Source organism: Streptomyces sp. DF42 (assembly GCF_058267695.1).
This window is the reverse complement of the sequence record NZ_CM177859.1, coordinates 7,884,421-7,909,236: the sequence shown is the minus strand read 5'-3', so window position 1 is coordinate 7,909,236 and position 24,816 is coordinate 7,884,421. Positions and strand designations below refer to the sequence as shown.

The following is a 24,816-nucleotide window of genomic DNA, read 5'->3' as shown; positions in this document are numbered from 1 at the left end:
GACGCGGTGCTCCCTCCGGGTCGCGCCGGTCTGGGGTTCCAGCTGTCAGTGGACATCACCGTCGTCTTCGCCTCCCCCGTCAGCATCTGAGCCAAGGAGCCTCACCCATGAGCACCAGCACCGACGTCATCCCCTCCAATCGGTCCTTCATCAGCGACAACATTGCGGGCGCCTCGCCCGAAATAGCGCAGGCCGTCGCCGCGGCGGCGGCCGGGTATGCCCTGTCCTACGGCGACGACCTCTTCACCGGCAGCGTCCGCCACAGGTTGAGCGAGATCTTCGAACGTGACGTCGAGGTCTTCCCGGTCTCCACCGGAACCGCCGCGAACTGCCTGGGCCTGGCCGCCCTGACCCCACCCTGGGGCAGCGTGCTGTGCCACCCGAACAGTCACATCAACATCGACGAGTGCGGTGCGCCGGAGTTCTTCACAGGCGGCGCCAAACTCGTCACGGTTCCCGGCGACGACAGCAAGGTCGACCCCGACGCGCTCCGCGAGGCGGTGCGCCACAAGGCCGGTGACGTTCACAGTGTGCAGCCGTCCGTGGTGAGCATCAGCCAGGCCACGGAGAGCGGCAGCGTCTACACCCTCGACGAGATCCGCCGTCTGGCCGTCATCGCCAAGGACGCAGGACTGCGCGTCCACATGGACGGCGCCCGCTTCGCCAACGCCCTGGATCACCTCGGCGTCACCCCGGCCGAGATGACCTGGGAGGCCGGCATCGACGTGCTGTCCTTCGGGGCTACCAAGAACGGCGCGATGACCGCGGACGCCATCGTCTCTTTCGATCCGGCATTGGCCACCGAACTCACCTTCCGTGCCAAGCGTGCCGGCCAGCTCGCCTCCAAGATGCGCTTTCACACAGTCCAGCTCGACGCCTACCTCACCGACGGTCTGTGGCTGCGTAACGCCCGCCAGGCCAACACGATGGCCGCCCGGCTCGGCGACGGTCTCAAGGCCATCCCCGGCACCGAACTCCTCAGCAGCCCGCAGGCCAACATCCTCTTCTGCCGCCTGCCCCAGCAGACAACCAAAGGGCTTCTCGCGGAGGGCTACACCTTCTACCACGACCGCTGGGCGCCGGGCATCGTCCGCCTCGTCACCTCCTTCTCTCACAACCCCGAAGACATCGACCAGCTCCTGAACGCGGTCCGCCGCCACACCCGCTGACCACCAGCCGGAGCCGGCCAGGCGGCTTGCTCAGCGCGCGACGGCCGCGGCTCCGGCCCGCGTCCGCGGGAACCTTTGCCGTGTTGGACGTTGAGCTTGCCGAAGCGGCGCAGCGCCCACCTGACGTCGTCCAGGTCGAGCATCCGTGCCTCGTTGATCCGCGGGCCCACATCCGCCGACAGCCGGGCCACCGCATGATTGCGGGCGGCCGGGCCGAATTTGCGGCAGGTCACCAGCTCCTCACGCCACCCGGCGAACAGCGCCTCGATCTCCGCTTCACGGGGCGGGATCCGCAGCTGCGGTTCCACCGGGGCCCGCGGCCGGTTCATCTCGTCCAGCGGGCATTCGACCACACGGCCGGTGAGGCTGTGCAGCTCGACCTTGTGCCGCAGCTCAAGGAACTGGAAGAACACCGCCAGCGCACCCGTCCGACCGGTCGCCGCCCGCGCGGCGCCCAGGCCCACGCCGACTTCGCCGCCCTCACGGCACGGCGTCGACCCGTCGCTTCCCGCGGCGTCGGGTCCAGCCGCACATGGTGTTCCGAGGCCGGATTCGAGGTTGAAGTTTCGTATTGACAGTCCTCGACGGGCAGCCATATGGTCGACAAACGACAATAGGCTGGCGATTTTAGGCCACCATACGGCGCTATGTCGCCGCTGTTACTCGCGAGGAGAACCGAGTACAGATGATCAGGATTCATGCGATGCAGGTTCTCGTAACCAACCGCGTTGGTACGTGCCCAGCTCCGTCCGAGGAGGTGGCTTGATGAGCCAGTCCATGGCTTCGGCAGCGAACACCGACTCGGCTCCCGATCGGCTCCGGGCCCTGGGTCTGGCCCTTCCCGAGCTCCGTGACAACCCGTACTACGTGCACCACCGGACGGTGGACTCCAGTATCCACATCTCGGGCCAACTGCCTTACAGGGAGGGTTGGTTGCTGGGTCAAGGTGTTGTCGGCCGCGACGTGGAGCTGGAGACGGCGCGGGAGCTCGCGCGTCATGCCGCGCTCAACTGCCTCGCCGCCGCCGTGCAGGCGGTGGGCGATCTGGACCGGGTCCGGGTCGTGCAGATGCTGGTCTTCGTGGCCAGCACGCCGGACTTCGGTCAGCAGTCGAACGTCGCCAACGCGGCCAGTGAACTGCTCATCGAGGTACTGGGCGAGAACGGACGGCACGCCCGCACCGCGATCGGTGTCGCCGGGCTACCCCTCAACAGTCCGGTCGAGATCCAGATGGTCTGCACCGCTGTGTAGGGCGGGCCCGACGGCGGTGTACCCAAGTGCGCGAGATATCGCGCGCCGCGCGCGTTCGGCATCCAGGGGCGTCAGCACCCGCGCCCCCGATCATTCCAGGCAGAACCACAAGGAGAGCAGTGTGAACCGGTTGCAACGAGCGCTCGACGCTCTGGTCGAGCGGATCGACACCCCCGCGCCGATCGTGCTGGTCGACGTCATGCAGGGCAACATCGATCGCATCCAGGGCTTCGCCGACCAGCACAACCTCAAGGTCAGGCCACACGTCAAGACGCACAAGTGCGTGGAGATCGGGCGACGCCAGATCGAGGCCGGCGCGGTCGGGATCACTGCGGGAAACGTCGGTGAGGCCGAGGTCTTCGCCGCGGCCGGGTTCGACGACATCTTCCTCGCCTACCCGATCTGGGCCGCGGGATCGAAGAAGCCCCGGATCCGCAAGCTCGCCGAGTCGGCCCGGCTGCGGGTCGGCGTCGACAACGTCGCGGCGATCGAGGCCCTCGCCGACGCGATGGGAGATGAACCGGACCGCCTGCAGGTCGTGATCGAAATCGACTGCGGCGCCCGTCGTTCCGGGGCACCGCCCGAGTTCGCGGGCGACCTCGCGCTCGCCGCCCGCAAGCGCGGTCTGGTGCCGGTGGGCGTCTTCACCTATCCCGGTCACGGCTGCACCGGTCGGGACGCCCGCCGGAGCGCCGCGCAGGACCAGGAGGCCGCGCTCACCACCGCGGTACGCAGCCTCGAAGGTGTCGGGATCGCCGCAGAGGTGGTCAGCGCCGGCTCCACTCCCACCCTCGAGTTCTCCACGAGCGGCATGATCACCGAGATCCGTCCCGGCGAGTACGTCTTCGGCGATCTGAACAACGCCCGGCTGGGCTCCTGCACGGAGGACCAGATCGCGCTGTTCGTCGCCGGCACCGTGGTCAGCGACTGGGTCCCCGACCAGGTCATCGTCGATGTGGGCAACAAGGCCCTCAGCAAAGAAGGAAGCCCCGAGATCGGCTACGGCGGCATCGCCGGCACGAAGGCGGTCCTGTCCAAGGTCAACGAGTACCACGGGTTCCTCCCGTTGCCGGACGGCGACTTCCGTCCCGGCGTCGGCACCGTCGTCCCCGTGGTGCCGAACCACGTGTGCCCGGTCGTCCTCGGTTTCGAGGAACTGATCGTCACCGACAGTACGGGCACGTCGCTGGAGCGGTGGCCGGTCGACGCCCGCGGATTCCTCAACTGACCGGCGCCGGCGACGGGACCCTCGTACCCGACCCGCGACCCCACCGACATCCCCCGTAAAGGAGTGCCTGACATGAGACTCGACAACGTCACGGCCCTGGTGACAGGCGCCAGCAGTGGCATAGGGCAGGCGGTGAGTTCCCACTTCCGCCGGGAGGGCGGGCGGCTGCTGCTCACCGGCCGCAGGGAGCGGCTCGACAGCGCCGAGCCCGACGACCTGTACGTTCCCGGAGACCTCAACGACGAGGCGTTCGTCGAGAGCCTGGCCAAGCAGGCCGCCGAGTCCTTCGGCACCGTCGACGTCGTTGTCCTCAACCACGGTTTGCAGGCTGTCAGTCCGCTCACCGAGATGGCCTGCGACGACGCGAAGAATGTGCTCGAGAGCAACCTGCTCAGCGCGTTCCTGGTGATGAAGCACTTCGCGCCGCTGATGCCCGAGACAGGGGGATCGTTCGTCTGCGTCAGTTCACGGCTGGGCATGGTCGGCATGGCCGGGCAGGTCTTGTATTCCGCTGCCAAGGGAGGCCTCATCATGCTGGCCAAGGGCGCGGCGATCGAATGGGCCCCGCGCAACATCCGTGTCAACGTCGTCGCTCCGGGTCTGACCGCCACCCCGATCATCGAAGCGGCGTTCCAGCGCAGGCCCGACCCCGAGGCCTACCGCCGCGAGCGCGAGAGCTCGATCCCGCTCCAACGCCTCGCCACCCCCGAAGAGGTCGCCGACGCGGTGCTTTTCTTCGCATCATCGGAGTCGTCGTACGTGACCGGATCGGTGCTGACCGTCGACGGCGGGTACACCGCTTTCTGAACACCCTGCTGGGCATCACCACCAGCATTGGACTGAACGGCCTGTTCTCCGTCCCGCCTTCTACCTCCGGCGACCGCCGATTGCGGCATGACCGAACGACCACGAGTCGAGCGGATGCCCCGATCGCCGCACTCGAACTGCACCACCCACAGTGCGTCCGTGCCGAGCACCGCACCCTCGCCGCCCCAGCCACCTGGACGCCACCGCAACGCGTCGTGCTGAAGACCTTCGCCACCCTGATGGTCACCGCCTGCGACGGCTCCAGCTTCCCCACCGCCGCTCACCTGACCTTCCAGTCGGCGTCGCCCCGACAACAAGGACGTCGGGGACTTCGGTCCGCCGCCCTGCACGATCCCGCCTCCGGCACCTGCGAGGCAAAGTCCCCGCACAGAGCGTCCCACATGTCCCTGGATATCCGTCAGCGCGCTTTCCTCTCGATAAGGAGCACATCCATGCGTGTCAGCAGATTCTTGAGCGTTCCGATTGTCACGACGGCTTTGGCCCTCTCGCTTGCTGCGTGTGGGGCGGGTGGCACCGCGCAGAGTGTGGGGGCGAGGAGTACGGCGCAGGGCGGGGGTTCGGGCTCGTCGGGTGAGCACACCGATGACATCTCGGTGGGTGTGAAGCCGGATGCGGCGGCGGTGAAGCTGCTGCCCGCGGCGGTGAAGGCCAGGGGCACGCTCTCGGTGCCCATGGACCTGACCAGCCCGCCCACCACGTTCATGGCGTCGGACAACAAGACCCCGATCGGGTTCAACCCGGACTTCTCCCGGCTGATCGCCGCCAAGCTCGGCCTGAAGCTGCAGATCAACAACGTCAAGTTCGACACCATCATCACCGGCCTGCAGGCCGACCGGTACGACTTCACCGCCTCCACCATGGGCGCCACCAGGGAGCGGCTGAAGGTGCTCGACATGGTCGACTACTTCAAGGCCGGCACCGGGGTGTCCGTCCCCTACGGGAATCCGCAGAAGCTGACCACCCACACGCTGTGCGGGCACCGTGTCGCTGTGCAGTCCGGCAGTACCGCGGAGCTGCAGTGGCTGCCCCTGCTGTCCAAGCAGGACTGTACGGGCAAGGGCAAGCCGGCCATCAAGGCGGTGACCCTGCCCAGCCTGAACGACGCTCTCACCCAGCTGGTGTCCAAGCGGATCGACGCGGTGATGAACGACTTCACCGGGCTGCAGTGGGCCGCCACACAGCAGCCCAAGACGTTCGAGGTCCTCAAGCCCCTGGTGGCGACCAAGACCGTGGCCGTCGCGCTGAAGAAGGACTCGGCGCTGACTCCCGCGGTGAAGGCCGCCATCCAGTCGATCATCGACAGCCCCCAGTACGCGAAGGCGCTGGGCCGCTGGGGTTTCAACGACCTCGGGATCAAGACCGCGGCCATGGCCGTCCCGCAGGACTGACATGTCGACGGAAATGATCGATACGAAGACCAGGAGCCGACCGGTGTCACAACTACTGGCCGAGGAAAAGAGGCGGATCACGCCGAAACGTCCGCGCGACTACGTCGCCTGGGCCGTCGCGATCGCGATCGTCGCCGGCCTGGTGTGGACCGCGGTGACGAACGAGAACTATCGCTGGCCGGTGGTGTTCAGCTACTTCACCACCCAGACCATCCTCAACGGCCTGCTGATCACACTCCTCCTCACCGTGGTCAGCATGGCGCTGGCCACCGTGCTCGGGCTGCTGCTGGCCGTGATGCGCATGTCGCACCAGCGGCCCATTTCGGGGCTGGCCCAGCTCTACATCACCTTCTTCCGCGGCACCCCGGTCCTCGTGCAGTTGATCTTCTGGTTCAACATCGCGGCGCTCTACCCGCACCTGTCCATCGGTATCCCGTTCACGCACATCTCCACGCCGGTGAACGTGAACGCGATCATGACCCCGCTGACCGCGGCCGTCGTGGGCCTCACCCTGAACCAGGCCGCCTACATGTCCGAGATCATCCGCGGCGGGTTCGCCTCGGTCAGCCGCGGACAGCACGAGGCCGCGGAGTCCCTGGGCATGTCGGGCTTCACCAAGCTCCGGCATGTGATCATCCCGCAGACCATGCCCGCGATCATCCCGGCCACCGGCAACCAGGTGATCGGGATGCTCAAGGAGACCTCCCTGGTCAGCGTGCTCGGCGTCGCCGACCTGCTGCAGAGCGCACAGGCCATCTACGCCCGCACCTACCAGACCATCCCGCTGCTGATCGTGGCCAGCTGCTGGTACCTGATCATGACGCTGGTACTGAGCGTGCCGCAGTCCATGATCGAGCGCCGATTCTCCCGCTCGACCAGGACGCGGCTGATCCCGGCCGCCACCGCGGCCGAGCCCGGGACCGGCCAGCCGGCGCCCGTTGCCACCACGAGGGAGTCCCTGCTGTGAACCCGGACGGAACGATCGTCGCACGCAAACTGTGCAAGAGCTTCGGACGTCACCAGGTCCTGCATGACATCGACCTGACCGTCGCGGCCGGGGAGATCTCCTGCATCATCGGCCCCAGCGGATCCGGTAAATCGACCCTGCTGCGGTGTGTGAACGGCCTGGAGACCGTCGACCGCGGTGTCCTGAAGGTCAACGGGGAGGACTTCGGCTACGTCGAGAAGGGCGACGCCTACCACGCCGTCCGCCCCAAGCACCTGGCCGAACAGCGCGCCCGCATCGGCATGGTGTTCCAGCAGTTCAACCTGTTCCCCAACATGACCGCCGAGAGCAACGTCATGGCCGGACCGGTCCTGGTGCAGAAGAAGAACCGCACCGCCTGCCGGGAACGGGCGCAAGAACTGCTGGCCAGGGTCGGCCTCAAGGGATGCGGCCACAAGTACCCCGCCCAGCTCTCCGGCGGCCAGCAGCAACGCGTGGCCATCGCCCGCGCGCTGGCCATGGAACCCACCATCATGCTGTTCGACGAACCCACCAGCGCCCTGGACCCCGAACGCGTCGGCGAAGTACTCGAAGTCATGCGCGACCTCGCCGGCAACGGCATGACCATGCTCCTCGTCACCCACGAGATGGGCTTCGCCCGCGAGGTCGCCGACGAAGTGCTGTTCATGGACGACGGCATCGCCGTCGAACGCGGCGACGCCCGCGAACTACTGGCCAACCCACGCGAGAAACGCACCCAGGCCTTCCTCGAAAGAGTGCTCTAGACGCCCACACAGACACACGGCAACGATTCATCGGCCATGGCCTGGCGGAGCGGCGGAGGGCCACCCGCAGCCCAGCAGCCCGGCACGGAGTGGATCGGCGAGAACAACACGCTCGTCAAGCTCCTGACCTCGCTCGGCAACGGACGCCAAGACGCCCTGTTCTCCGTCGAAAACACCGTCGGGGTCGCCCCCGGAGGCGACCCCATATCACCACCCGACACCCAGTTCTCCCGTGGCAAACCTTTGATCAGCGAAAGGGTCATGCGCATGACTGACATGCTCACCGCTCCTTCATGGCAGTCGGCCGTCCTGGAGTCCGTCCCCCGTGGCTTCCTCGCCCACGACTGGCAACCCGCCACCGGCGGCCGCACCTTCGAGGTGCGCAACCCCTCTACCGAAGAAGTCATAGCCACCGTCGCCGACTGCGGCCCACAGGACGCGTTGAGTGCACTGGACGCGGCGGCCGCGGCCGCCGACCAGTGGGCTCTCACCAGCCCGCGGGACCGCGCGAGTGTCCTGCACCGGCTCACCGACTCCATGATCGAACACCGTGAACGTCTGGCCCGGACCATCACACTGGAGATCGGCAAGACGATCACAGAGGCCCGGGGCGAGGTCGATTACGCCGCAGCCTATTTCCGCTGGTACGCCGAGGAGGCGGTCCGCCCGCACGCGCGCAGCACCCCCTCCCCCGACGGAAGGAGTCACATCGTCACCGTCGCCGAACCGGTCGGGCCCTGCCTGTTGATCACTCCGTGGAACGTGCCGCTGGCCATGGCCGCCCGCAAGGTCGCCGCCGCCCTGGCCGCCGGTTGCACCGCCGTGCTCAAACCGGCCGCGCTCACCCCGTTGTCGTCCCTGGCTCTGGGCGAGGTGGCTCGTGAGGCCGGCACACCGGAAGGCGTCCTGACCGTGATCACCAGCAGCGACGCGGCAGCGGTCACCACCGCACTACTGTCCGACCCTCGGCTGCGCAAGCTGTCGTTCACCGGGTCCACCCCGGTCGGCAGGCTGCTGCTTCAGCAGAGCGGTGCGCGGGTGCTGCGCACCTCGATGGAGCTGGGCGGCAACGCGCCGTTCCTGGTCTTCGACGACGCCGACCTCGACCTCGCGGTTCACGAAGCGATGATCGCGAAGATGCGGCTGGGCGGCCAGTCCTGTGTGGGCGCCAACCGGTTCCTGGTCCAGGGGGGAATCGCCGACGCGTTCGCCGCGGCGATGGCCGAACGGATGGCCGCTGTCCGAGTGGGCCCCCCGGACCGGGAGGACACCGGGCTTGGTCCACTGGCCGACCGCCGGGCGGTGGACAAGGTCCGCCACCTCGTCGAGGACGCCGTGGCCCGTGGTGCCGTTGTCATCGCCGAGGCGGACATCCCGAGCGGGCCGGGCTACTACACCGCCCCGACCGTGCTGGACCACGTCCCCGCCGACGCCGCGATCATGCACGAGGAAGTCTTCGGACCCGTCGCCGCCATCCACCGGTTCTCCACCGAGGCCGAGGCCATAGCGGCGGCCAACAACACCGAGCACGGCCTCGCGGCGTACCTGATGACCTCCCACATCGACCGCGCCCGCAGGGTCGCCGCCCGTCTGCAGGCCGGAATGGTCGGCATCAACCGCGGTCTGGTCTCCGACGTCGCGGCACCCTTCGGCGGGATCAAGCAGTCCGGCCTGGGCCGCGAGGGCGGGCCCGAAGGCCTCCACGAGTACCAGCAGCTCAAGTACCTGTCCATGCCCGGCTTCCACACCTGAGCAAGCCGGACCCAAGCGCAGAGCTCGCCCGCGTCCTGGCCTGGCAGCGCGGGCAAGGGCATCGAAGCTGGGCACCGTCTCGGGTGTGATGCAGCCACGACAGCCCGGTGGGGAGCCTCGGTTCTTCCCCACCGAGCTGACACCCCTTGTCGGCGTACACGCGAACGTGCACAGCCACGCCCGGCGTCCAGAGGCTCGACACAGGCTTGCGCTGCCGCCTCTGGTCCCGGGCCGGGCAGATCCTGAGCCTGATCAGCAACCACCACGGACCATGCTCCGCAGGAATCCATGGCACCCGCGATCCGCGTGCCGTGGGGGCTGCCATCTCCACCGACTTTATGAAGGAGACGGTCGACCATGGACGCCATCGACGAGGAGATCATCGCCGAGCTGACTCGCAACGGCCGCATCTCGCACTCCGACCTGGCCGGCAAGGTGCTGCTGTCCCGCAATGCGGTGCGTCAGCGCATCGAACGGCTGGAGCGCCAGGGCCACATCGCCGGGTACACCATCGTGCGCGCCGGCGACGACACCGGCAATGTCGTCTCGGCGCTGGTCCTCGTCCACCGCCGTGACCGCATGCGCGGCGGCGACGTCCTGGCCGCGCTCAAACGCATCCCCGAGGTCGTCATCTGCGAGATCCTCAGCGGCGACTTCGACATCATGGTGCGCCTGGAGGCGGCCTCGCTGGAACGCGTGCGAGTCATCTGGGAGGACATCGCCCAGATGCCCGGCGTACGGGACACGGTCACCGCGCTCGCCCTGTCCAGTGTCGTCAACCGCCCGCGAGGAGTGCGGAGTTCAACGGCACCGAGGTGAGCGCCAAGGCCCTTGCCCCGTCCGGCAGCCCGCGCTGTGCCATCAGGTCCACCACGTCCGCCCCGGTGGCCAGTGCCGCCTCTGTCACGGTCCAGGCCGTCGCCGCACAGCCGGTGTGGGAGGTCAGGGCGGTCACCGAGCCCACCGGCTGTGAGGCCGCCGCCGATGACCACCAGGTCCGCCTGCTCGGGCAGGGGCTTGCCGGTCCGGTCGGGGAAGGCAGGACCTGTGTCGAGTCAGTAGGGGATCTGCTTCACGACGTACGTCCTCGGATCTTCCTGGTCGTCCAGGGGTGTGTTGTCCGGGTCCCGGCTTCAGCAGCCGAGCAGGGCCGGAAGGCCGGACAGGTCGGGCAGCTCGTCGAAGGGCTGGTAGTCGGCGCTGCCGCGGGCGCCGATGGAGCCGTTGTGACCGTAGCGGTTGATCCATACGCGGCGAGCGAGGCCGAGGTCGCGGGTGGGGATGAGGTCGTACTCCCAGCCCTGGGCGACGTGGATGACCTGGGCGGGGTCGATGCCCATGGCCTGGAAGGCGTACTCGAAGGTCTGCCGGGACGGCTTGTACGCCTTGGCCTGCTGGGCGGTGATGACATGGTCGAACTCGACGCCGATGTTGGCCAGGTTCTGGGCGATGAGGTCGTCGTCCGTGTTGGAGATGATGGCGATCTCGTACCGGGACTTCAGCGCCTGCAGGGCGGCCGGGACCTCGGGGTGGGGGCCGAAGGTGGGCACGGCCGCGACCAGGGCCTCGCCGTCGGAGTGCCGGTACTCCAGGCCGTGCAGACGCATGGCTATCTCCAGGCTGGAGGGCAGCACCTCGTGGAAGGGGCGGTATGCCTCCAGGACGGCGTGGAACCGCATGATGCGGAAGTCGTCGAGGAACTCGTCGACGTTCAGTCGGTCCAGGTCCAGCCGGTCGGCCAGGACCTTCAGGGTGGTGGGGCCGAGCTGGAAGTCGACCAGGGTGCCGTAGGCATCGAAGGTGACGATCTGACGCATAGTGTTCAACCTTTTTCCGGACATATGGGACACCCTGTTCACCGGGAGTCACGATCTCGTCGAGTGCGGCCAGGTCGCCGCATCGGGGGTTCAGGAGGCTGCCGAGGCGTTGGGGCGGCGACCTGTTTAGGGGGCATGGGAGCTGAGGGGGTGCCCGAGGGGCCGCCGCTGGAGGACGAGCCCCCGGACAGGCCGGGGACGGCGAATGCTGATCAGGTAGTCGGCGGCAGCGTCACCACCGCTCCGATGCGGTGAGCCTCTCTCCGGCTCGAGGTGATGCGTCAGTGAAGCACCGCGGAGAATCCGGCAACAAGGGACGTGAGGCCGCGAGATCGACCGCGTATTTTGTGCCTGTGCACAATGTCCTGTCAGGGATCCGATGCAGTTCCGCCCGAACCGGATGGGCCTCTGAGAGGCACCCCGAGCGGCTCCGGCGCGAACTGCGGCCGCTTGGCGCTGCTGCCCGGCGGCGTGACCGGGCTGTCGGCCGCCCAGGCTGCCGTCCTCATGAAGGGCATGTGGCCTCTGACCGCCACGCTTTGGCTCCAGCTCTCTCGGTCGCGGCCCCGGCCGGTTGCCTCGACCCGTCCAGCGATCGGTGGATCAGGACATCGTCGCCCGGAAGCGGGCGCCCGCGTCCGTCTCCAGCCAAGCCAGGGCGAGGACCAGCCGGGCGGCGTCGTTCGGTCGGGACAGCTTCAGCCCGGTCGCCTCTTCCGCAGCCTGCAGGCGATTGCCCACCGTGTTCCGGTGACGGTAGGTGCGTGCGGCCACCTCGGCGACCGAGCCCAGGTCGAGGTACCAACGCAGGGTCTCGACGATGCTGTCGCGGTCGCGCAGCTCGAGCAGTGGGCGCAGCACGCCGGTGGCCATCGCGCCGGTGAGCTCCTCCTGCGCCGACATGATCGCCCCGATCCAGTGGCCCTCCACGTGCCGCACTCCGGGCTGCGCGGAGCTGCGGATCGCGGCACGTGCGAACCGGATGCCCCGCGCCGTCAGCGCCAGCCCGGGGACTTCCGCGACGCCGCAGCGCCACGGGGCGAACGGCCGGAGCATGGCAAGCATGGCCTCTTCGTCGCACCGTCCGTGACCGATGATGCCGAGGAGCTCGTCGCCCATCCATCCGAAGTGACGTACCAGGCCGCCCCGACGCAGCGCATCGTCGACCTGGGACACAGCCGGGTCCCCGGTAGGAACGGATTCGACCACGACCACGGTCAGGGCGACGTTCTCGGAGAAGCCCAGCAACGTCGAGGCCTCGGCGACGGTGGAGGGATCCTGCTCCCCTTCCAGGACCAGGCGGCTGAAGGCGCGGTTGCGCACCTCCGTACGACGGCTCGCCAGGTCGCGCTCGGTGCGGCGGTAGGCGTCGACGACCTCGACGCTGTTGGCGTCCGTCGCCTCCCAGACGCGGATCAACCCGTCGAGGAAGTCGGGATCGGCGCTGATGCCACGCGCTCGCCCCTCTGCGAGCACGGCCTCCCACAGGGTCCTGAGGTCCAGCTGGAAGGAGTGCATCAGAGCGGTCAGGGGAAACGCCTGCTCCGCTCGCTCGCGTCCCACGTCCTCGGTGGCGCGCGAGACCGTCCGGGGCACGGGACCGCCGGCCAGCCGGGTCAGGGCGAGCTCGAGGGTTCGTCGCATCCCCTCCCGTTTCTGGACCGGGTCCCAGTCCCCCGACGCATAGGCGGGCTCCTCGGCTTCCAGTTGTTCGAGAGCACGAGAGGTCAGTTCGTCCAGCCGTTCCTCGAGGAGCCGGCGCGCGATCGCCTGCACGGCGTCGTGGCGGGCCCCGCCCTGACGGCGTCCCGGGCCGCTCATGAGGACCGCCTCTCCCGACGACAGCCGTCACCGGACGGATCCTGGGCCGTCTGCGGGTAATGCCGCTGGCATGCCGGTGGGGCTCCCTGGCAGTAATTGTGCACAGGCACAAAATACGGGGTCGATGTCGCGGCCTCGCGTCCCTTGTTGCCGGATTCTCCGCGGTGTTTCACTGACGCATCACCTCGGGCTGGAGAGAACTCGCGACATGACCACGCACTTGGAGCAGCTATGGCACTTCCGTAAGCACCTGATCCCCGGTCCGTCACCTTGACCAGGCGCTGCTGAGGGGCGCCGCGTTCCTCAGCTCAGTGTCAGCCTTCCGCTACGGAGCCCACCAGGAGGCGATGGCCAAGGCGGCCGAGCCAACCGGTTCGCCAGGCAGAGCGGGATCGAGATCACCCAGGACTCCCCCGGAGACGTCGCCGAGCTCAAGGCGCGAGGGTCGAGGACCATGAGGACACCGATGGAGCCCACCGAGGCGCTGCGCGGGGTGCTCGCCTCCAACGTCACCTGGGACGCCATGACCACCGCCGCGTGATCTGATGACCGGTCTCGATGAGCGCTCCGCCTGTGACGGACGGCCCGCCTCGGACCTGATCGCCGACCCGGTGTGGGAGAGCGTCCTGGCCCGGGCCCCCGCGGCCGTCGGAGTGGGGCATCGAGGGGAAGTACCAGACGGGGAGTCCGCCCTGGACCTGTTGGTCGTCGACTTGGCCGAGGTCTGCGCAGCCCGTGAAGCGATCGAGACACAGCCGCGGCAGCCCTGCCCGCCTCCTCCCAGGAACCGCATCGATCGGACCGTCCGGGAGCCGGCTATCAGCGTCGGGCAAGGGTCCGACACGGGTGGCGGCGGGGGGCCGGCCACGACCTGAGCGTCGTGGCGCAGGCCCGCGGTGAGTGATGAGCGACCTGACGACGAGAGAGAGAACGCACCGATGACCTCAGCGACCACCACCGGCCAGGACGGAACGACCATCCCCGGTCACACCGGCCAACTGCCGGGCTCGCTCCTCGATCACGTGCTGCGGCAGTCCTACGGACTCGAGGGATACGTCCAGCACCCACTGGGAGGAGAGATCGACCAGAACGTCCGGATCACCGGCGATGACGGCATGCGTTACTTCGTACGGGTCACCCGCGCGGAGCCGCACTCGGCCGACGTCCTCTGGCAGAACTCGCTCCTCCAGCATCTCGCCGCCACCGTTCCCGACCTTCCGGTGCCACGACTGGTCCCGACACGCGAGGGGAAGTGCCTCGCCGACGTCGTCCACGAGGGCCGAACGCACGTGGTCCGCGTGATGAGCTGGATCGGGGGCCGGGTCCTGGCGGAACTCGACGACCACCCCGCGGCGCTTCTGCGTCAGTTGGGAGAAGCAGCCGGGCGGCTGAGCCTCGGACTCTCCAGCATGGAGCCACCGGTGGGCTTGGAACCGCATGACTGGGACATGCGCCGGGCCGCTGAGATCGTCGAGGCGTCGCTGCACGCTGTACAGGACGCGGACCGGCGGGAGTCGGTGCGCACGATCATGGGCTGGTACGACGAGCTCCTGCCGACATTGGACCGACTGCCGCGGAGCGTCGTACACCAGGATCTCAATGACGCCAACGTTCTGGCCGACGCCGACGAGGACGGGGTGCTGCGGATCTCAGGCATCGTCGACCTGGGCGACTCGCTCTACAGTGTGCGCGCGGCAGAGGTGGCGATCGCGGCGGGCTACGCCATGGTCCGCAAGGCCGACCCGCTCGCTGCGGCGGCCGAAGTCGTGGCCGGCTTCCACTCGGTGCTCCCCCTCACGGCAGAGGAACTGGCGGCTGTCTATCCGTTGGCAACCGCCCGGCTGTGCATGAACGCCGTGACGTGGACGCGCCGGGTCGCCGAGAGCGACACGCCATACGGGCAGACCCGCATGCAACACACCTGGCCGGCCATCGCGCAGGTGGCCGAGATCTGCCCCGACGTCGCCGAGGCGATGTTCCGGGCCGCGTGTGGGCTCCCCCGGACGCGGGAGCAGCGGAGTTTGGAAGAGGTCCTGGCAGAGGCGGCCCGAGACGGTTCCCCGTACGCACCGGCCCCGCAACTGCTCGACCTGCGACCGGCAAGTGACCTCTACGACGAAGTCGACTGGCGCGACGCGAGGGCGGTGCGCGCGAGCATCGACAACGTCCTCGACGGACGACGGCGACGGGGCTACGTGCCCCACCTCAGCGCATCGCTGCTTCTGGGGGGCCGGCGCCGCCCGGGAGCCGACGAGCCGGCGACGGTTCAGGTCGGCGGCTTGCTGATCGTGGCCGATGCCGAGGAGGTTTCCAGCCCGCTGTCCGGTGTCGTCGAAGCCCGCGGTGGCGCCGGGATGCCGTTGGTGCTGCGACATGCGGTCGAGGGGCTGGAGTTCTGGACGTGCTGGTGGGGACTCGACGACTCGCCGCCCGTTGCGGCGACAGTCCCGGCCGGGGCGCCGTTGGGACGCGCCGGCGCGAGCGAGGAGACGGACCCACTCGGGCCCTGCGTCCAGGTGCAGGTCCACCGCACCGCGCGGATGGCCACGTGGCCGCCGCCTCGTGTCGTGCCGCCTTCGGAACGGCAGGTGTGGAGCCACCTGTCACCCGACCCCGCCCGGCTCCTCGGGTTCACCGAGTCCTCGTCCGCGGTCCCCACCATTGACGACGTCGTCTCGGTGCGCCGTCGCCACATCGCTCGCTCCCAGCGCAACTACTACCGCAACCCGATGAACCTTGTGCGTGGGCGGGACGTGTGGTTCCACGACGAGGACGGCCTGGCCTATCTGGACTCGCTGAACAACGTCACCCACGTCGGCCATGCCGAGCCACGCGTGACGGCCGCCGCCACCCGACAGATGCGCAAGCTCAACACCAACAGCCGTTTCGTCTACCCGCAGATCGCCAGTTACGTACAGAAGCTGGTAGCCACCCTGCCCGACCCGCTCGAGGTCGTCTTCCTCGTGTGCACCGGCAGCGAGGCAAACGACCTGGCGCTGCGGATCGCCCGCCAGGTGACAGGTCGTCAGCACATCGTCAACATCGACGGCGCGTACCACGGGAACACCGGCGTGGTGACCGGGATCAGCCCGAACCGTTACAAGGGTCCCGGCGGCGCCGGTGCACCCCCGACCACCCACGAGGTCGTCATCCCGGACCGCTACCGCGGCACCTACGGGTACGACGACACGGACGCCGGAGTCAAGTACGCGCGCGACGCCGCGGCTGTCATCGAGCGGATCGCGGCCGACGGCCGACCCCCGGCCGCCTTCATCGCCGAGTCCCTGATGGGATCGGGCGGGAACATCGTGTTCCCCGAGGGCTACCTCGATGGCGTGTTCACCGCTGCCAGGCGGGCGGGCGCCCTGTGCATCTCCGACGAGGTCCAGGTCGGCGTCGGACGACTCGGGCCCTGGTGGGGGTTCGAGCTCCAGGGGGTGGTCCCGGACATCGTCACGATGGGCAAGCCGCTCGGGAACGGGCATCCCCTCGCGGCGGTGGTCACGACTCGGGAGATCGCCGACGCGTTCGACACGGGCATGAAGTACTTCAACACCTTCGGCGGCAACCCGGTCTCCTGCGCGATCGGCGAGGCCGTGCTCGACATCGTCGAGCAGGATGGGCTGAGGGAGAACGCCGTGAGCGTGGGCGGGTACTTCGCCCAGTCCCTGCGCGAGCTCCAGCAGCGCCAACCGCTCATCGGTGACGTGCGGGCGGAAGGGCTCTACCTCGGCGTCGAACTGGTCCGCAACCGCACCACCAAGGCGCCGGCCACTGAGCAGGCCTTCATGGTCACCGAGCTCATGAAGGAGCGAGGCGTCATCGTGTTCCCCAACGGCGTGCACGACAACGTACTGAAGATCAAACCGCCCATGACCTTCCGCCGCGAGCACGTGGATCTCTACGTCGACGCGCTGGACGAGGTCCTGACCCTGCCCGAACTGCGCTCGGCCCTTCAGCCCTGAGACGGGCAACCGTCTATTGAGGCAGTGAACGAGAGTGGCTCGCGAAAGCGAGAAGTGCCCCGCGGGCCGGCCTCTCCGGCCAGGACTTCAAGGTCTCACCTGCCATGGGCGGTGTCGCCGCGGGCCTCGCCCTTCAGGGCGGCAGGTGGTGGCGCCCATGTTCTTGATGCGGGTGTGAAGCTTGGCGAGGGTCTCGGGGTCGACACCGATGTCTTTGAATCCGATGTGGGTGATGCCGAGGTCCTCGATGGTGTCGAGGACCTCGAAGCAGTCGGTGACGGTGCGGTCGTCGCACAGGCGCTCGCATCAGCCGGAGCCGACGCCTTCACCATCAAATCCGCCGCTTTCGACGGCTCCCTGCAACCCCACGCCGGCACCCTCCGATCCCAACTGGCCCCCGTATTGGGTCTGTAGCAAGAGCCGCCCCCGCGAACCCAGAAGGAAGCGGCGCGAAACGCCCCGTAAGTGCGGGAGTGGTCACCGCTTCGCCGTCCGGGATGAAGCGGCATCCTCCGGTGCATGAGGACCGAGCAAGGTCGCGGGCGGGAAGAGGTCGAGTCACACGGCCGTCCGCTGGACCTCTTGACTCCCCCCTAAGCCACTGCCATCCTCTGTGCCAGATACCAGCACGATATTCCACACTGTGGCACGACGACGTAAGGATCCGAGAGGTCATGGATCCCCGACCTCGGGGCGAATGAGAGCGTCAGGCCCAAAGGGTGCATCTCCTCCCAGTCACCATCAAGCCTCCTCCCGTCGAAGGCCCAGCATGCGCCTCGGCGATACGAAGGGAAAGTTCCGTGTCAGCTGCCAGGAAGCGCGTCGCGGTGGTCGGCGTCGGAACGATGGGCAGTCAGGCCGCCTGGCGGCTGGCGGCCCGCGGCGCCGAGGTCGTCGGCTACGACCGCTTCGCCCCCGGCCACGACCGCAGCGCCGCAGGCGGCGAGACCCGGGTCTTCCGCAGCGTGCAGACCCACGACAGCCGCTATGTGCCACTCGTCCGGCATGCCGACGCCCTCTGGAAGCAGTTGCAGGAGGAGACCGGGCGGGAACTGCGCCGGCTGACCGGAGCCCTGGTCATGGGGCCGGCCGACGACCCCGAGATGCGTACCGTCATGGACGGCATCGCCGAGCACGGCCTCGACCACGAGGTGATCGACGCCGAGGCGATGACGAAGCGTTTCCCGCAGTTCCGCGTCGACGACGGCGACCTGGTGATCCTCGATTCCCACGCGGGCTTCATCCGCCCCGAGCTGACGGTCCAGACCGCGGCCCGGCGCGCCGAGGAGCTGGGGGCCCACATCCGCCGCTACACCCCCGTGCGGGAAGTAATTCCCGTCGCCGGCGGAGGTGTGGAGATCCGCACTGACACCGAGACGGAGCACTTCGACGCCGCGGTCGTCACCCCCGGCCCGTGGGTGGGCGACCTGCTGCCTGACCTGCCGTGGGACGTGAGCGTCTACCGCGCGATCAGCGCCTGGTTCCTGCCCCACGAGGACCACCCGGCAGACGCCGAGCGTCCCGCCTTCATCCGCTGCGGCGACACCCCCTTCTACGGCATCCCCTCCCCGGACGGCCTGTCCGTCAAGCTCGGCCTGCCCCAGCCCCACCACAAGCCCGTGGACGACCCGAACCGCCTGGACCGGACCGTCGCACCGGAGGAACTGGAGGCCTTCACCACGGTGGTGCGGCGCCACCTGCCCGGCCTGAACCCCGACCCGGTGCGCCTGTCCGTCTTCATGGAGGGCTACACCAGCAGTACCCGGCCGCTGGTCGGCCACCTGCCGGGCTGCGACGACATCGTCCTGCTGGCCGGTTTCTCCGGTCAGGGCTTCAAGCTCTCGCCCGCGATGGGTGACATCGCCGCGGACCTCGCCCTCCAGGGCCGCACCTCCCAGCCGATCGACTTCATCACCACCAACGGCCGCACCGCGGCCTGAGCCCGAACGAGGAAAGACATGACCCTGGCCATCGGCCCGCTGCGCTGATCGCCATGCCCCACTTCCATGAGGCAGGAACTCGACCTGATGGTCATCTGGGTGACTCACCATCAGGTAGACGCGCACTGGTCATGTCCGACCGCGTCGCGGTCATGCACAATGGGCTGATCGAGCGGTTCGACACCCCCGGGAGCTGTTCGAGCGGCCGAAGACTCCCATCGTGGCGGACTTCCTGGGCGCGGCCACCTTCCTGCTGGCCGCATCGAACAGCACACCGACAAGCACACCGGCATCTGCCTCGACAACAGCCTGCTGAAGGCGCGCCGCCACGACCTCGCTTCCGGCGCCCAGGTCAAGTTCGCCGTCCAGCCGGGTCGACTCCGCGCCTGTGCCGCCGGCGGCGGCTTCGATACCAGCACGGTCCAGACCGTCACCGACGTCTGTGCCCTGGCCTGCGCGGCGCACGCAGCTTCGGGTGATCTCGCCGAAGTGAGCCAGACACCGAAAGCCGGGAAGACAGCCTTCCAAAGCGTCGGCCCGGGCCGAGCCGGAACGCGCCGGAGACTCTTCCCTTGCGGAATAGCAGGGGGCTGGGCGGTTGACGTGGCCGTGCTGCCTCATGATCTGCGGCCCCCGCTTGCCGTGAGGGTTGCAACCTCGGCTGATTCACGAAGGGGACGGTTTGCTGTGGACACCATTGACGTGAAGATCATCGCCGAGCTGACCAGCAACGGCCGCATCTCGCACTCCGAGCTGGCCGGCAAGGTGCTGCTGTCCCGCAATGCGGTGCGCCAGCGCATCGAACGGCTGGAGCGCCAGGGCCATATCGCCGGGTACACCATCGTCCGCGCCGGCGACGACACCGGCGATGTCGTCTCGGCGCTGGTCCTCGTCCACCGCCAGGACCGCATGCGCGGCGGCGACGTCCTGGCCGCGCTCAAACGCATCCCCGAGGTCGTCATCTGCGAGGTCCTCAGCGGCGACTTCGACATCATGGTGCGCCTGGAGGCGGCCTCGCTGGAACGCGTGCGAGTCATCTGGGAGGACATCGCCCAGATGCCCGGCGTACGGGACACGGTCACCGCGCTCACCCTGTCCAGCATCGTCAACCGCCCGCGACGAGGTCAGGGGCCGGCGGCAGCGGGGTGAGCTGATCGGTGGGGTCTTCCCCGTTCGAACAATCCGTCCTGGGCCACTGCGTCCGCCACGTTCGTCCCGTCGCGAGGGCCTCCTTCGCAATCCGGGCGGCGGCCGTTCCCCTGGCCAGCTGCATCGGGCACTCCCTGCCGTCACAGGGTTGCCACACCCGTCCGCGATGAGTAAGTTTCAGGCTGGAACTGAAACAAAAAGATAGCTGCCGCTGAAGCAGCCGCGACGAGATGCAAGCTACGAAAGGAAGGGGACCTGCTGATGACTTCCACGCCGAGTCGAGCATTGGCCAACTACCCCAATAGGTTCGACCCCGCAGCGCTCGGTGAACTGCCTGAGCGGTTGCAGTCCACCGTCAAGCGGCGAAACGACGTGCTGGGCCCTGGATACGCGCTGAACTACCGGGAGCCGGTCGAGTTCGTCTCCGGTCGAGGCGCTCACCTGTTCGACCGGGACGGCAACGACTACCTTGACGCCTACAACAACGTGCCATGCGTCGGCCACGCACACCCGCACGTTGTCGAGGCTGTCTCCCGCCAAATGGCGGCGGTCAACACCAACACGCGCTATGTGCAGGAATCACTCGTCGACTACGCCGAGCGCCTTCTTGCGACCATGCCCGAAGCGCTCTCGAGGGTGAGCTTCGCGTGCAGCGGCTCGGAGGCGAACGACCTGGCCATGCGCGTGGCTCGCTTCCACACGGGTGGCGAGGGAATCGTAGTGACTCGCTGGGCTTACCACGGTCTCACTCGCGAAGTTGCGAGCTTCTCGCCGACGCTCGGCGCGGGGTCACCGCTGGGGCCGAATGTGCGGCTCATCGATGCTCCTGATCCGCGGCTCGTCCCGCCGGGCTCATCGCTTCCCGAGTACATGCGAAGCCAGGTGCGAGGCGCGATCAACGACCTCGAACGCCACGGCTACAGGCTTGCGGCGCTGATCACCGACTGTGCGCACTCCAGCGATGGCCTCTTCACCGATCCTGTCGGTTACCTGCGCGACATGGTCGAGGAGGTGCACGCCGCGGGCGGCGTGTACATCGCCGACGAGGTCCAGTCGGGATTCGCTCGGCTCGGAGAGTCGATGTGGGGGTTCAGCCGCCATGGGGTGCTTCCGGACATCGTCACGATGGGCAAGCCCATGGGCAACGGCATGCCGATCTCCGGCGTGGTGTTCAGGCCCGAGGTGTGCGACGAGTTCGGACAGAACGTCCGTTACTTCAACACCTTTGCGGGCAGTTCGATGGCGGTTGCCGCCGGTGCCGCGGTTCTGGACGTCTTCGAAGCGGAGAACGTGCAGCAGCGAGCTCTCGACAGCGGCCGGGCCCTTCGAGCCGGCCTTGAGGAGATCACTCGCGAGTCTCCCCACGTCGCGGAGGTCCGCGGCAGTGGTCTGTACGTGGGCATCGAACTCGTGAAGGACCGGGAGTCGCTGGAGCCCGATCGTGTCCGCGCTGACCACTTCATCAACGACATGCGCGAGCGCCGCGTCCTCATCAGCGGCAGCGGGGAAGCGGTCAACGTGCTCAAGATCCGACCGCCGCTGGCCTTCGACTCGGCCGACGTGACGCGATTCCTCGAAACCTTCGCGGAGATCGCCGAGATGCGCCTGTAGCAGGCCGAAAGCCGAAGGGACCGAATGGTGAACACCTCGCCCCCCGCACGTATCGCCCAGCAGTTGTTCGAGGAGAGCGGCCTGGCATCGTCCCACGAGCCCATCGAGACGAATGTGGTGGACGCCCTCCTCGCCCGGCACTACCGGCTGAGCGGACATCTCGAGCGCCTGGCAACCGAGAAGGACGACACGTTCCGGCTGCGGACCGGCACGGCCGACCATCTCGTCAAGGTTTCCCCGCCCGACGAGGCGGTAGCCGTCGTAGCTTTGCAAACGGCCGTGATGCGACACCTCGAAACCGAGGCTCCCCATCTCCCCGTACAGCGGGTCACGAAGACCACCGAGGCCAGCGACAACATACCGATCGAGACGAAGGACGGCCGGGTGCGGGTCCTGCGCGTCTTCGACTTCGTCGAAGGTGCCGTCCTGGCACGGACGAACCCCGATCCCCACCAGCTTGCCAAGGCCGGGCAGATGCTCGGCCGAGTGGATCTGGCTCTGCGGTCATTCACGCATCCAGCGGACGAGCGGCGCCTTGTCTGGGACCTTCGACACTTCGACCAGCTGCGGGAGCTCATCGAGTACACGCCCAGCGCCGCGCACCGGCGGCTGGCACAAGAGGTGTTCCGCCGTTTCCACGAGGCCATCGTCCCGAGGCTGGGTGATCTCGAGACGCAAGTGATCCATGGTGACTACAGCCCCTACAACGTCCTGGTGGATCCGCGGACAGACAGCTTCGTCACCGGAGTAATCGACTTCGGCGACACCATGCGCAGTGCTTTGATCTTCGATCCTGCTGTGTCTCTCGCGAACCTTCTCGGCCGGACACCGCAGGACCCCTGGCGTGAGGCATGCAGCTTCGTCGCGGGATACGAGCAGGCCCGGCCGATCAAGGACACCGAACTCCCGCTCCTGCCTGTCGCCGCGCTGGCACGCCTCACACTTCGCGCGCTGGTCACCCATTGGCGCGCGGAACGAGTGCCGGAGCGTCGCGACTACCTGCTTGAGCACGCCGGAGACGACTGGGTCAACGTGGAACGGGCCATGGCCGTCGCCCTGGAGGAGGTCGTGGCCCGCTTGCTCGGCGCCCGCGATGACACGCCCTGAGCGGTCGCCCCGGCAGCACCGACTACCAGCCCTACGACGAGCTGCCCGACCTGTCGGGCCTGCCGAAGCTCCTCGGCTGCTGACCCAGGCCGACACAGGACGGAGAACACAGAGCCGAGCGCTGCCAACCCGCCTCCAGCAGGAGACGGCCACGAGGTTCTCGCCTGAGAGGAGCAGGCGGATTTCAACAGAAGCGCAGGCGAGTAAAGGATCAGCGTCTTCGCCGACACCCCCGGGGAGTCGGCAAGTCCGGTAGAGACCGCAGGTTCGAGCTGCGTGTGGTCTCGCTAGGGTCATGAGGTGAGCAGCATCAACCCCACACCACGCGACTACAACAAGGCAAGTGTCCTTGACGTGGCTCTCTCCCATGCGCCGTTGACCCGGAACAAGCTCATCGAGCTCACGGGGTTGAGCAAGGCGACGGTGTCGCGGGCCGTCGAGGAACTGCGCATCGACGGGTTCGTCGTGGACCGGGGAGTCGACGCCGTCGCCGGGCGTGGCCGTCCGTCGACGTACCTTGATGTGCCCGAGGCGGCCGGACACGTCGTGGGCGTCGGCTTCGGCGCCGTGACCACCGGCGTGCTGGTCACCGACCTACGCGGCCGTGAGGTCGGACACGTGACCGTTCCGACGGTCGAGCACCACGACGTCCCCGCTGCCGGCCGATGGCTGGTCGACCTGATCGCGCAGACCAGCGCATCCGCGCGAGGGCCACTGCGCCAGGTCGTCGTGGCACTGCCCGCCCATGTCCGCGACGGAGCCGAGGTCTTCCGGCCTGCCGATCCGATGAAGCTCTTCTCCGGCAGAGACCTCCACCGAACCGTTGAAAAGCTCGTCGATGCTCCAGTGACCTTCGACAGTGACGCGAACGCGTCCTTGCTCCAGGTACTCACGGACGACGCGAGCATCCGTAACGCTGCCCTGTTCAGCGTCAGCAGCACCCTGAGTTTCGCCACCTGCAGGGACCAGGAACTGGCTCGGGGACGTACTCCTGCGTTCGGCGACATCGGTTCCCTCTCCTCGCGCATCAACGACCGCACCCTCAACGGGCTGCTGAGCACCGCAGGGCTTGTGAAGCTCGCTCGTGAACACGGACTGGACATCGAACGCGTCGAGGACCTGTGGCTGACACCGCAGGACCATCGAGGCCGTGCGGAGATACTCAAGGCGTTCACGACGGCGGTCACGACCGCAGTGAGCATCGTCGCCGTGACACTCGATCCCGAGTCCGTCTACTTCGTCGGCCGGTTGCGCCCGTTGGTGGAGGAGGTGCTCCCCGAGGTACGCAAGCGACTCGCACAGAACTTGCCGGCCGTCCCCCGGATCACGACCGTCTCCCAGGTTCTGGGACTCTCGGTGGCACGCGGCGCGGTGCACGCCTGCCTGGCCATGACCCACAACCGCCTACGGCACGCGCTGCTCAAGGCACGCAGTCAGGGACCGCGGCAGGAGCAAGCTGCGCCGGCATTCTGATCCGGACCGAGAGAATGAGGAACGAGAGCGCCGTCGCAACAAGTGGACCGGTCGGCCGGACGGGCCCCCACGCCGGTTGGCGACCTTCAGCCATGCCTGCTGCTGGGTGTCGAAGGCGTCCGGTCCACTGAAGTGCCGTCCGGGCAGGAACGACGTCTCCAGGTAGCCGTTCGCCAGACAGGGAACTGTATGCCACACCCCGGGCGATCTGCAGCGGCGGGTGTGGCAGGTGGGTGGCAGCAGATAGGCGCGGCAAAGCTCTGCGGGATTACGCTACTTCTTCCATATGGCGTCTATAGTGCGATGTTATTTCCTGGTAGACGCGCATAAGGGCCCAGAGGGAAGATCCCCCACGGTGGTGCCGCACCGCGAGTGTGACCGGAGTGACACATGGAAGCACTTTCCGTCACCGATCATCACGCCCGCAGTCGAAGTTTCGGCTACCTCAGATCAGGCTCGAACATGTCAACCGCCCTCTCGTCACGCGGCCTCGGCAGGCCGGAAGCGCGGGGGACGCCGGCTTGGTCAACGATGACGGAGACATTCGCCGCATTCCCGCGAACGAGCACCACGCCACCCCCGCACG

The 24,816-nt window shown here is 67.9% G+C and carries 20 protein-coding genes and 1 pseudogene; 17 read left to right on the top strand and 4 right to left on the bottom strand.

Going from position 1 to position 24,816, the window contains the following annotated elements; genetic code table 11:
• Positions 1–107: 107 nt before the first annotated feature.
• On the top strand, positions 108–1,169 hold the full coding sequence (locus ACYUED_RS36200; RefSeq protein WP_491288807.1) for a threonine aldolase family protein: 1,062 nt from the start codon (positions 108–110) through the stop codon (positions 1,167–1,169).
• Here ACYUED_RS36200 and ACYUED_RS36195 read toward each other — a convergent pair.
• The gene (locus ACYUED_RS36195) at positions 1,112–1,783 is read right to left on the bottom strand and encodes a site-specific integrase (protein ID WP_491288806.1); all 672 of its coding nucleotides are present in this window, start codon (positions 1,781–1,783) and stop codon (positions 1,112–1,114) included. The two genes, ACYUED_RS36200 and ACYUED_RS36195, sit on opposite strands and share 58 nt — an antisense overlap.
• A gap of 151 nt (positions 1,784–1,934) precedes the next feature.
• Between ACYUED_RS36195 and ACYUED_RS36190 the strand changes: the two genes are divergently transcribed.
• The 9 genes and pseudogenes from ACYUED_RS36190 to ACYUED_RS36150 all read left to right on the top strand — a co-directional run bounded on the left by ACYUED_RS36190 (position 1,935) and on the right by ACYUED_RS36150 (position 10,166).
• A complete protein-coding gene (locus ACYUED_RS36190) occupies positions 1,935–2,420 on the top strand; it encodes a RidA family protein (protein ID WP_491288805.1) in 486 nt (161 codons plus the stop codon).
• Positions 2,421–2,541: 121 nt separating this feature from the next.
• On the top strand, positions 2,542–3,648 hold the full coding sequence (locus tag ACYUED_RS36185; RefSeq protein WP_491288804.1) for an alanine racemase: 1,107 nt from the start codon (positions 2,542–2,544) through the stop codon (positions 3,646–3,648).
• Between the two features lie 72 nt (positions 3,649–3,720).
• Positions 3,721–4,455, top strand: a complete 735-nt coding sequence (locus tag ACYUED_RS36180) for an SDR family NAD(P)-dependent oxidoreductase (RefSeq protein WP_491288803.1) — start codon at positions 3,721–3,723, stop codon at positions 4,453–4,455.
• Positions 4,456–4,667: 212 nt separating this feature from the next.
• A pseudogene (locus ACYUED_RS36175) lies at positions 4,668–4,792 on the top strand (transposase); the annotation flags it as partial.
• Positions 4,793–5,000: 208 nt separating this feature from the next.
• Complete coding sequence (locus ACYUED_RS36170) at positions 5,001–5,864, top strand: ABC transporter substrate-binding protein (protein WP_491288802.1); 864 nt, start codon at positions 5,001–5,003, stop codon at positions 5,862–5,864.
• 43 nt (positions 5,865–5,907) lie between these two features.
• Positions 5,908–6,831: an amino acid ABC transporter permease gene (locus ACYUED_RS36165; protein ID WP_491288801.1), complete on the top strand. Its 924-nt coding sequence runs from the start codon at positions 5,908–5,910 to the stop codon at positions 6,829–6,831.
• Positions 6,828–7,595, top strand: coding sequence for an amino acid ABC transporter ATP-binding protein (locus tag ACYUED_RS36160; RefSeq protein WP_491288800.1), 768 nt, complete (start codon positions 6,828–6,830; stop codon positions 7,593–7,595). Before ACYUED_RS36165 ends, ACYUED_RS36160 begins: the two co-directional genes overlap by 4 nt.
• A 36-nt stretch (positions 7,596–7,631) precedes the next feature.
• Positions 7,632–9,347, top strand: a complete 1,716-nt coding sequence (locus ACYUED_RS36155; protein ID WP_491288799.1) for an NAD-dependent succinate-semialdehyde dehydrogenase — start codon at positions 7,632–7,634, stop codon at positions 9,345–9,347.
• A gap of 357 nt (positions 9,348–9,704) precedes the next feature.
• Positions 9,705–10,166 carry an Lrp/AsnC family transcriptional regulator gene (locus ACYUED_RS36150; RefSeq protein WP_491288798.1) on the top strand — a complete coding sequence of 154 codons (462 nt, stop codon included), beginning with the start codon at positions 9,705–9,707 and terminating at the stop codon, positions 10,164–10,166.
• On the opposite strand, the gene ACYUED_RS36145 is transcribed toward ACYUED_RS36150, so the two are convergent.
• The 3 genes from ACYUED_RS36145 to ACYUED_RS36135 form a co-directional block, all read right to left on the bottom strand.
• On the bottom strand, positions 10,123–10,302 hold the full coding sequence (locus tag ACYUED_RS36145; RefSeq protein WP_491288797.1) for a hypothetical protein: 180 nt from the start codon (positions 10,300–10,302) through the stop codon (positions 10,123–10,125). The genes ACYUED_RS36150 and ACYUED_RS36145 overlap by 44 nt on opposite strands.
• 178 nt (positions 10,303–10,480) lie before the next feature.
• Positions 10,481–11,164 carry a haloacid dehalogenase type II gene (locus ACYUED_RS36140; protein ID WP_491288796.1) on the bottom strand — a complete coding sequence of 228 codons (684 nt, stop codon included), beginning with the start codon at positions 11,162–11,164 and terminating at the stop codon, positions 10,481–10,483.
• Between the two features lie 603 nt (positions 11,165–11,767).
• A complete protein-coding gene (locus ACYUED_RS36135; RefSeq protein WP_491288795.1) occupies positions 11,768–12,985 on the bottom strand; it encodes a PucR family transcriptional regulator in 1,218 nt (405 codons plus the stop codon).
• Between the two features lie 938 nt (positions 12,986–13,923).
• Here ACYUED_RS36135 and ACYUED_RS36130 point away from each other — a divergent pair.
• The 7 genes from ACYUED_RS36130 (at position 13,924) to ACYUED_RS36100 (ending at position 24,230) form a co-directional block, all read left to right on the top strand.
• On the top strand, positions 13,924–16,950 hold the full coding sequence (locus ACYUED_RS36130; RefSeq protein WP_491288794.1) for an aminotransferase class III-fold pyridoxal phosphate-dependent enzyme: 3,027 nt from the start codon (positions 13,924–13,926) through the stop codon (positions 16,948–16,950).
• Positions 16,951–17,124: 174 nt separating this feature from the next.
• Entirely contained in the window at positions 17,125–17,364 is a 240-nt protein-coding gene (locus tag ACYUED_RS36125; protein WP_491288793.1) for a hypothetical protein, read from the top strand.
• Positions 17,365–17,750: 386 nt separating this feature from the next.
• A complete protein-coding gene (solA, locus tag ACYUED_RS36120) occupies positions 17,751–18,890 on the top strand; it encodes an N-methyl-L-tryptophan oxidase (RefSeq protein WP_491288792.1) in 1,140 nt (379 codons plus the stop codon).
• Positions 18,891–19,577: 687 nt separating this feature from the next.
• Positions 19,578–20,039 carry an Lrp/AsnC family transcriptional regulator gene (locus ACYUED_RS36115; RefSeq protein WP_491288791.1) on the top strand — a complete coding sequence of 154 codons (462 nt, stop codon included), beginning with the start codon at positions 19,578–19,580 and terminating at the stop codon, positions 20,037–20,039.
• A gap of 261 nt (positions 20,040–20,300) precedes the next feature.
• Positions 20,301–21,650: an aspartate aminotransferase family protein gene (locus ACYUED_RS36110; RefSeq protein ID WP_491288790.1), complete on the top strand. Its 1,350-nt coding sequence runs from the start codon at positions 20,301–20,303 to the stop codon at positions 21,648–21,650.
• A gap of 27 nt (positions 21,651–21,677) precedes the next feature.
• Positions 21,678–22,757 carry a phosphotransferase gene (locus ACYUED_RS36105; RefSeq protein ID WP_491288789.1) on the top strand — a complete coding sequence of 360 codons (1,080 nt, stop codon included), beginning with the start codon at positions 21,678–21,680 and terminating at the stop codon, positions 22,755–22,757.
• Between the two features lie 300 nt (positions 22,758–23,057).
• The gene (locus ACYUED_RS36100) at positions 23,058–24,230 is read left to right on the top strand and encodes an ROK family transcriptional regulator (protein WP_491288788.1); all 1,173 of its coding nucleotides are present in this window, start codon (positions 23,058–23,060) and stop codon (positions 24,228–24,230) included.
• Positions 24,231–24,816: the final 586 nt, after the last annotated feature.

Bases quoted from the DNA above. Each gene is read 5' to 3' on its own strand.
- ACYUED_RS36180 (WP_491288803.1), top strand. From the start codon at position 3,721: ATGAGACTCGACAACGTCACGGCCCTGGTGACAGGCGCCAGCAGTGGC.
- ACYUED_RS36130 (WP_491288794.1), top strand. From the start codon at position 13,924: ATGACCTCAGCGACCACCACCGGCCAGGACGGAACGACCATCCCCGGT.
- ACYUED_RS36110 (WP_491288790.1), top strand. From the start codon at position 20,301: ATGACTTCCACGCCGAGTCGAGCATTGGCCAACTACCCCAATAGGTTC.
- ACYUED_RS36150 (WP_491288798.1), top strand. From the start codon at position 9,705: ATGGACGCCATCGACGAGGAGATCATCGCCGAGCTGACTCGCAACGGC.
- ACYUED_RS36200 (WP_491288807.1), top strand. From the start codon at position 108: ATGAGCACCAGCACCGACGTCATCCCCTCCAATCGGTCCTTCATCAGC.
- ACYUED_RS36155 (WP_491288799.1), top strand. From the start codon at position 7,632: ATGGCCTGGCGGAGCGGCGGAGGGCCACCCGCAGCCCAGCAGCCCGGC.
- ACYUED_RS36140 (WP_491288796.1), bottom strand. From the start codon at position 11,164: ATGCGTCAGATCGTCACCTTCGATGCCTACGGCACCCTGGTCGACTTC.
- ACYUED_RS36135 (WP_491288795.1), bottom strand. From the start codon at position 12,985: ATGAGCGGCCCGGGACGCCGTCAGGGCGGGGCCCGCCACGACGCCGTG.
- ACYUED_RS36190 (WP_491288805.1), top strand. From the start codon at position 1,935: ATGAGCCAGTCCATGGCTTCGGCAGCGAACACCGACTCGGCTCCCGAT.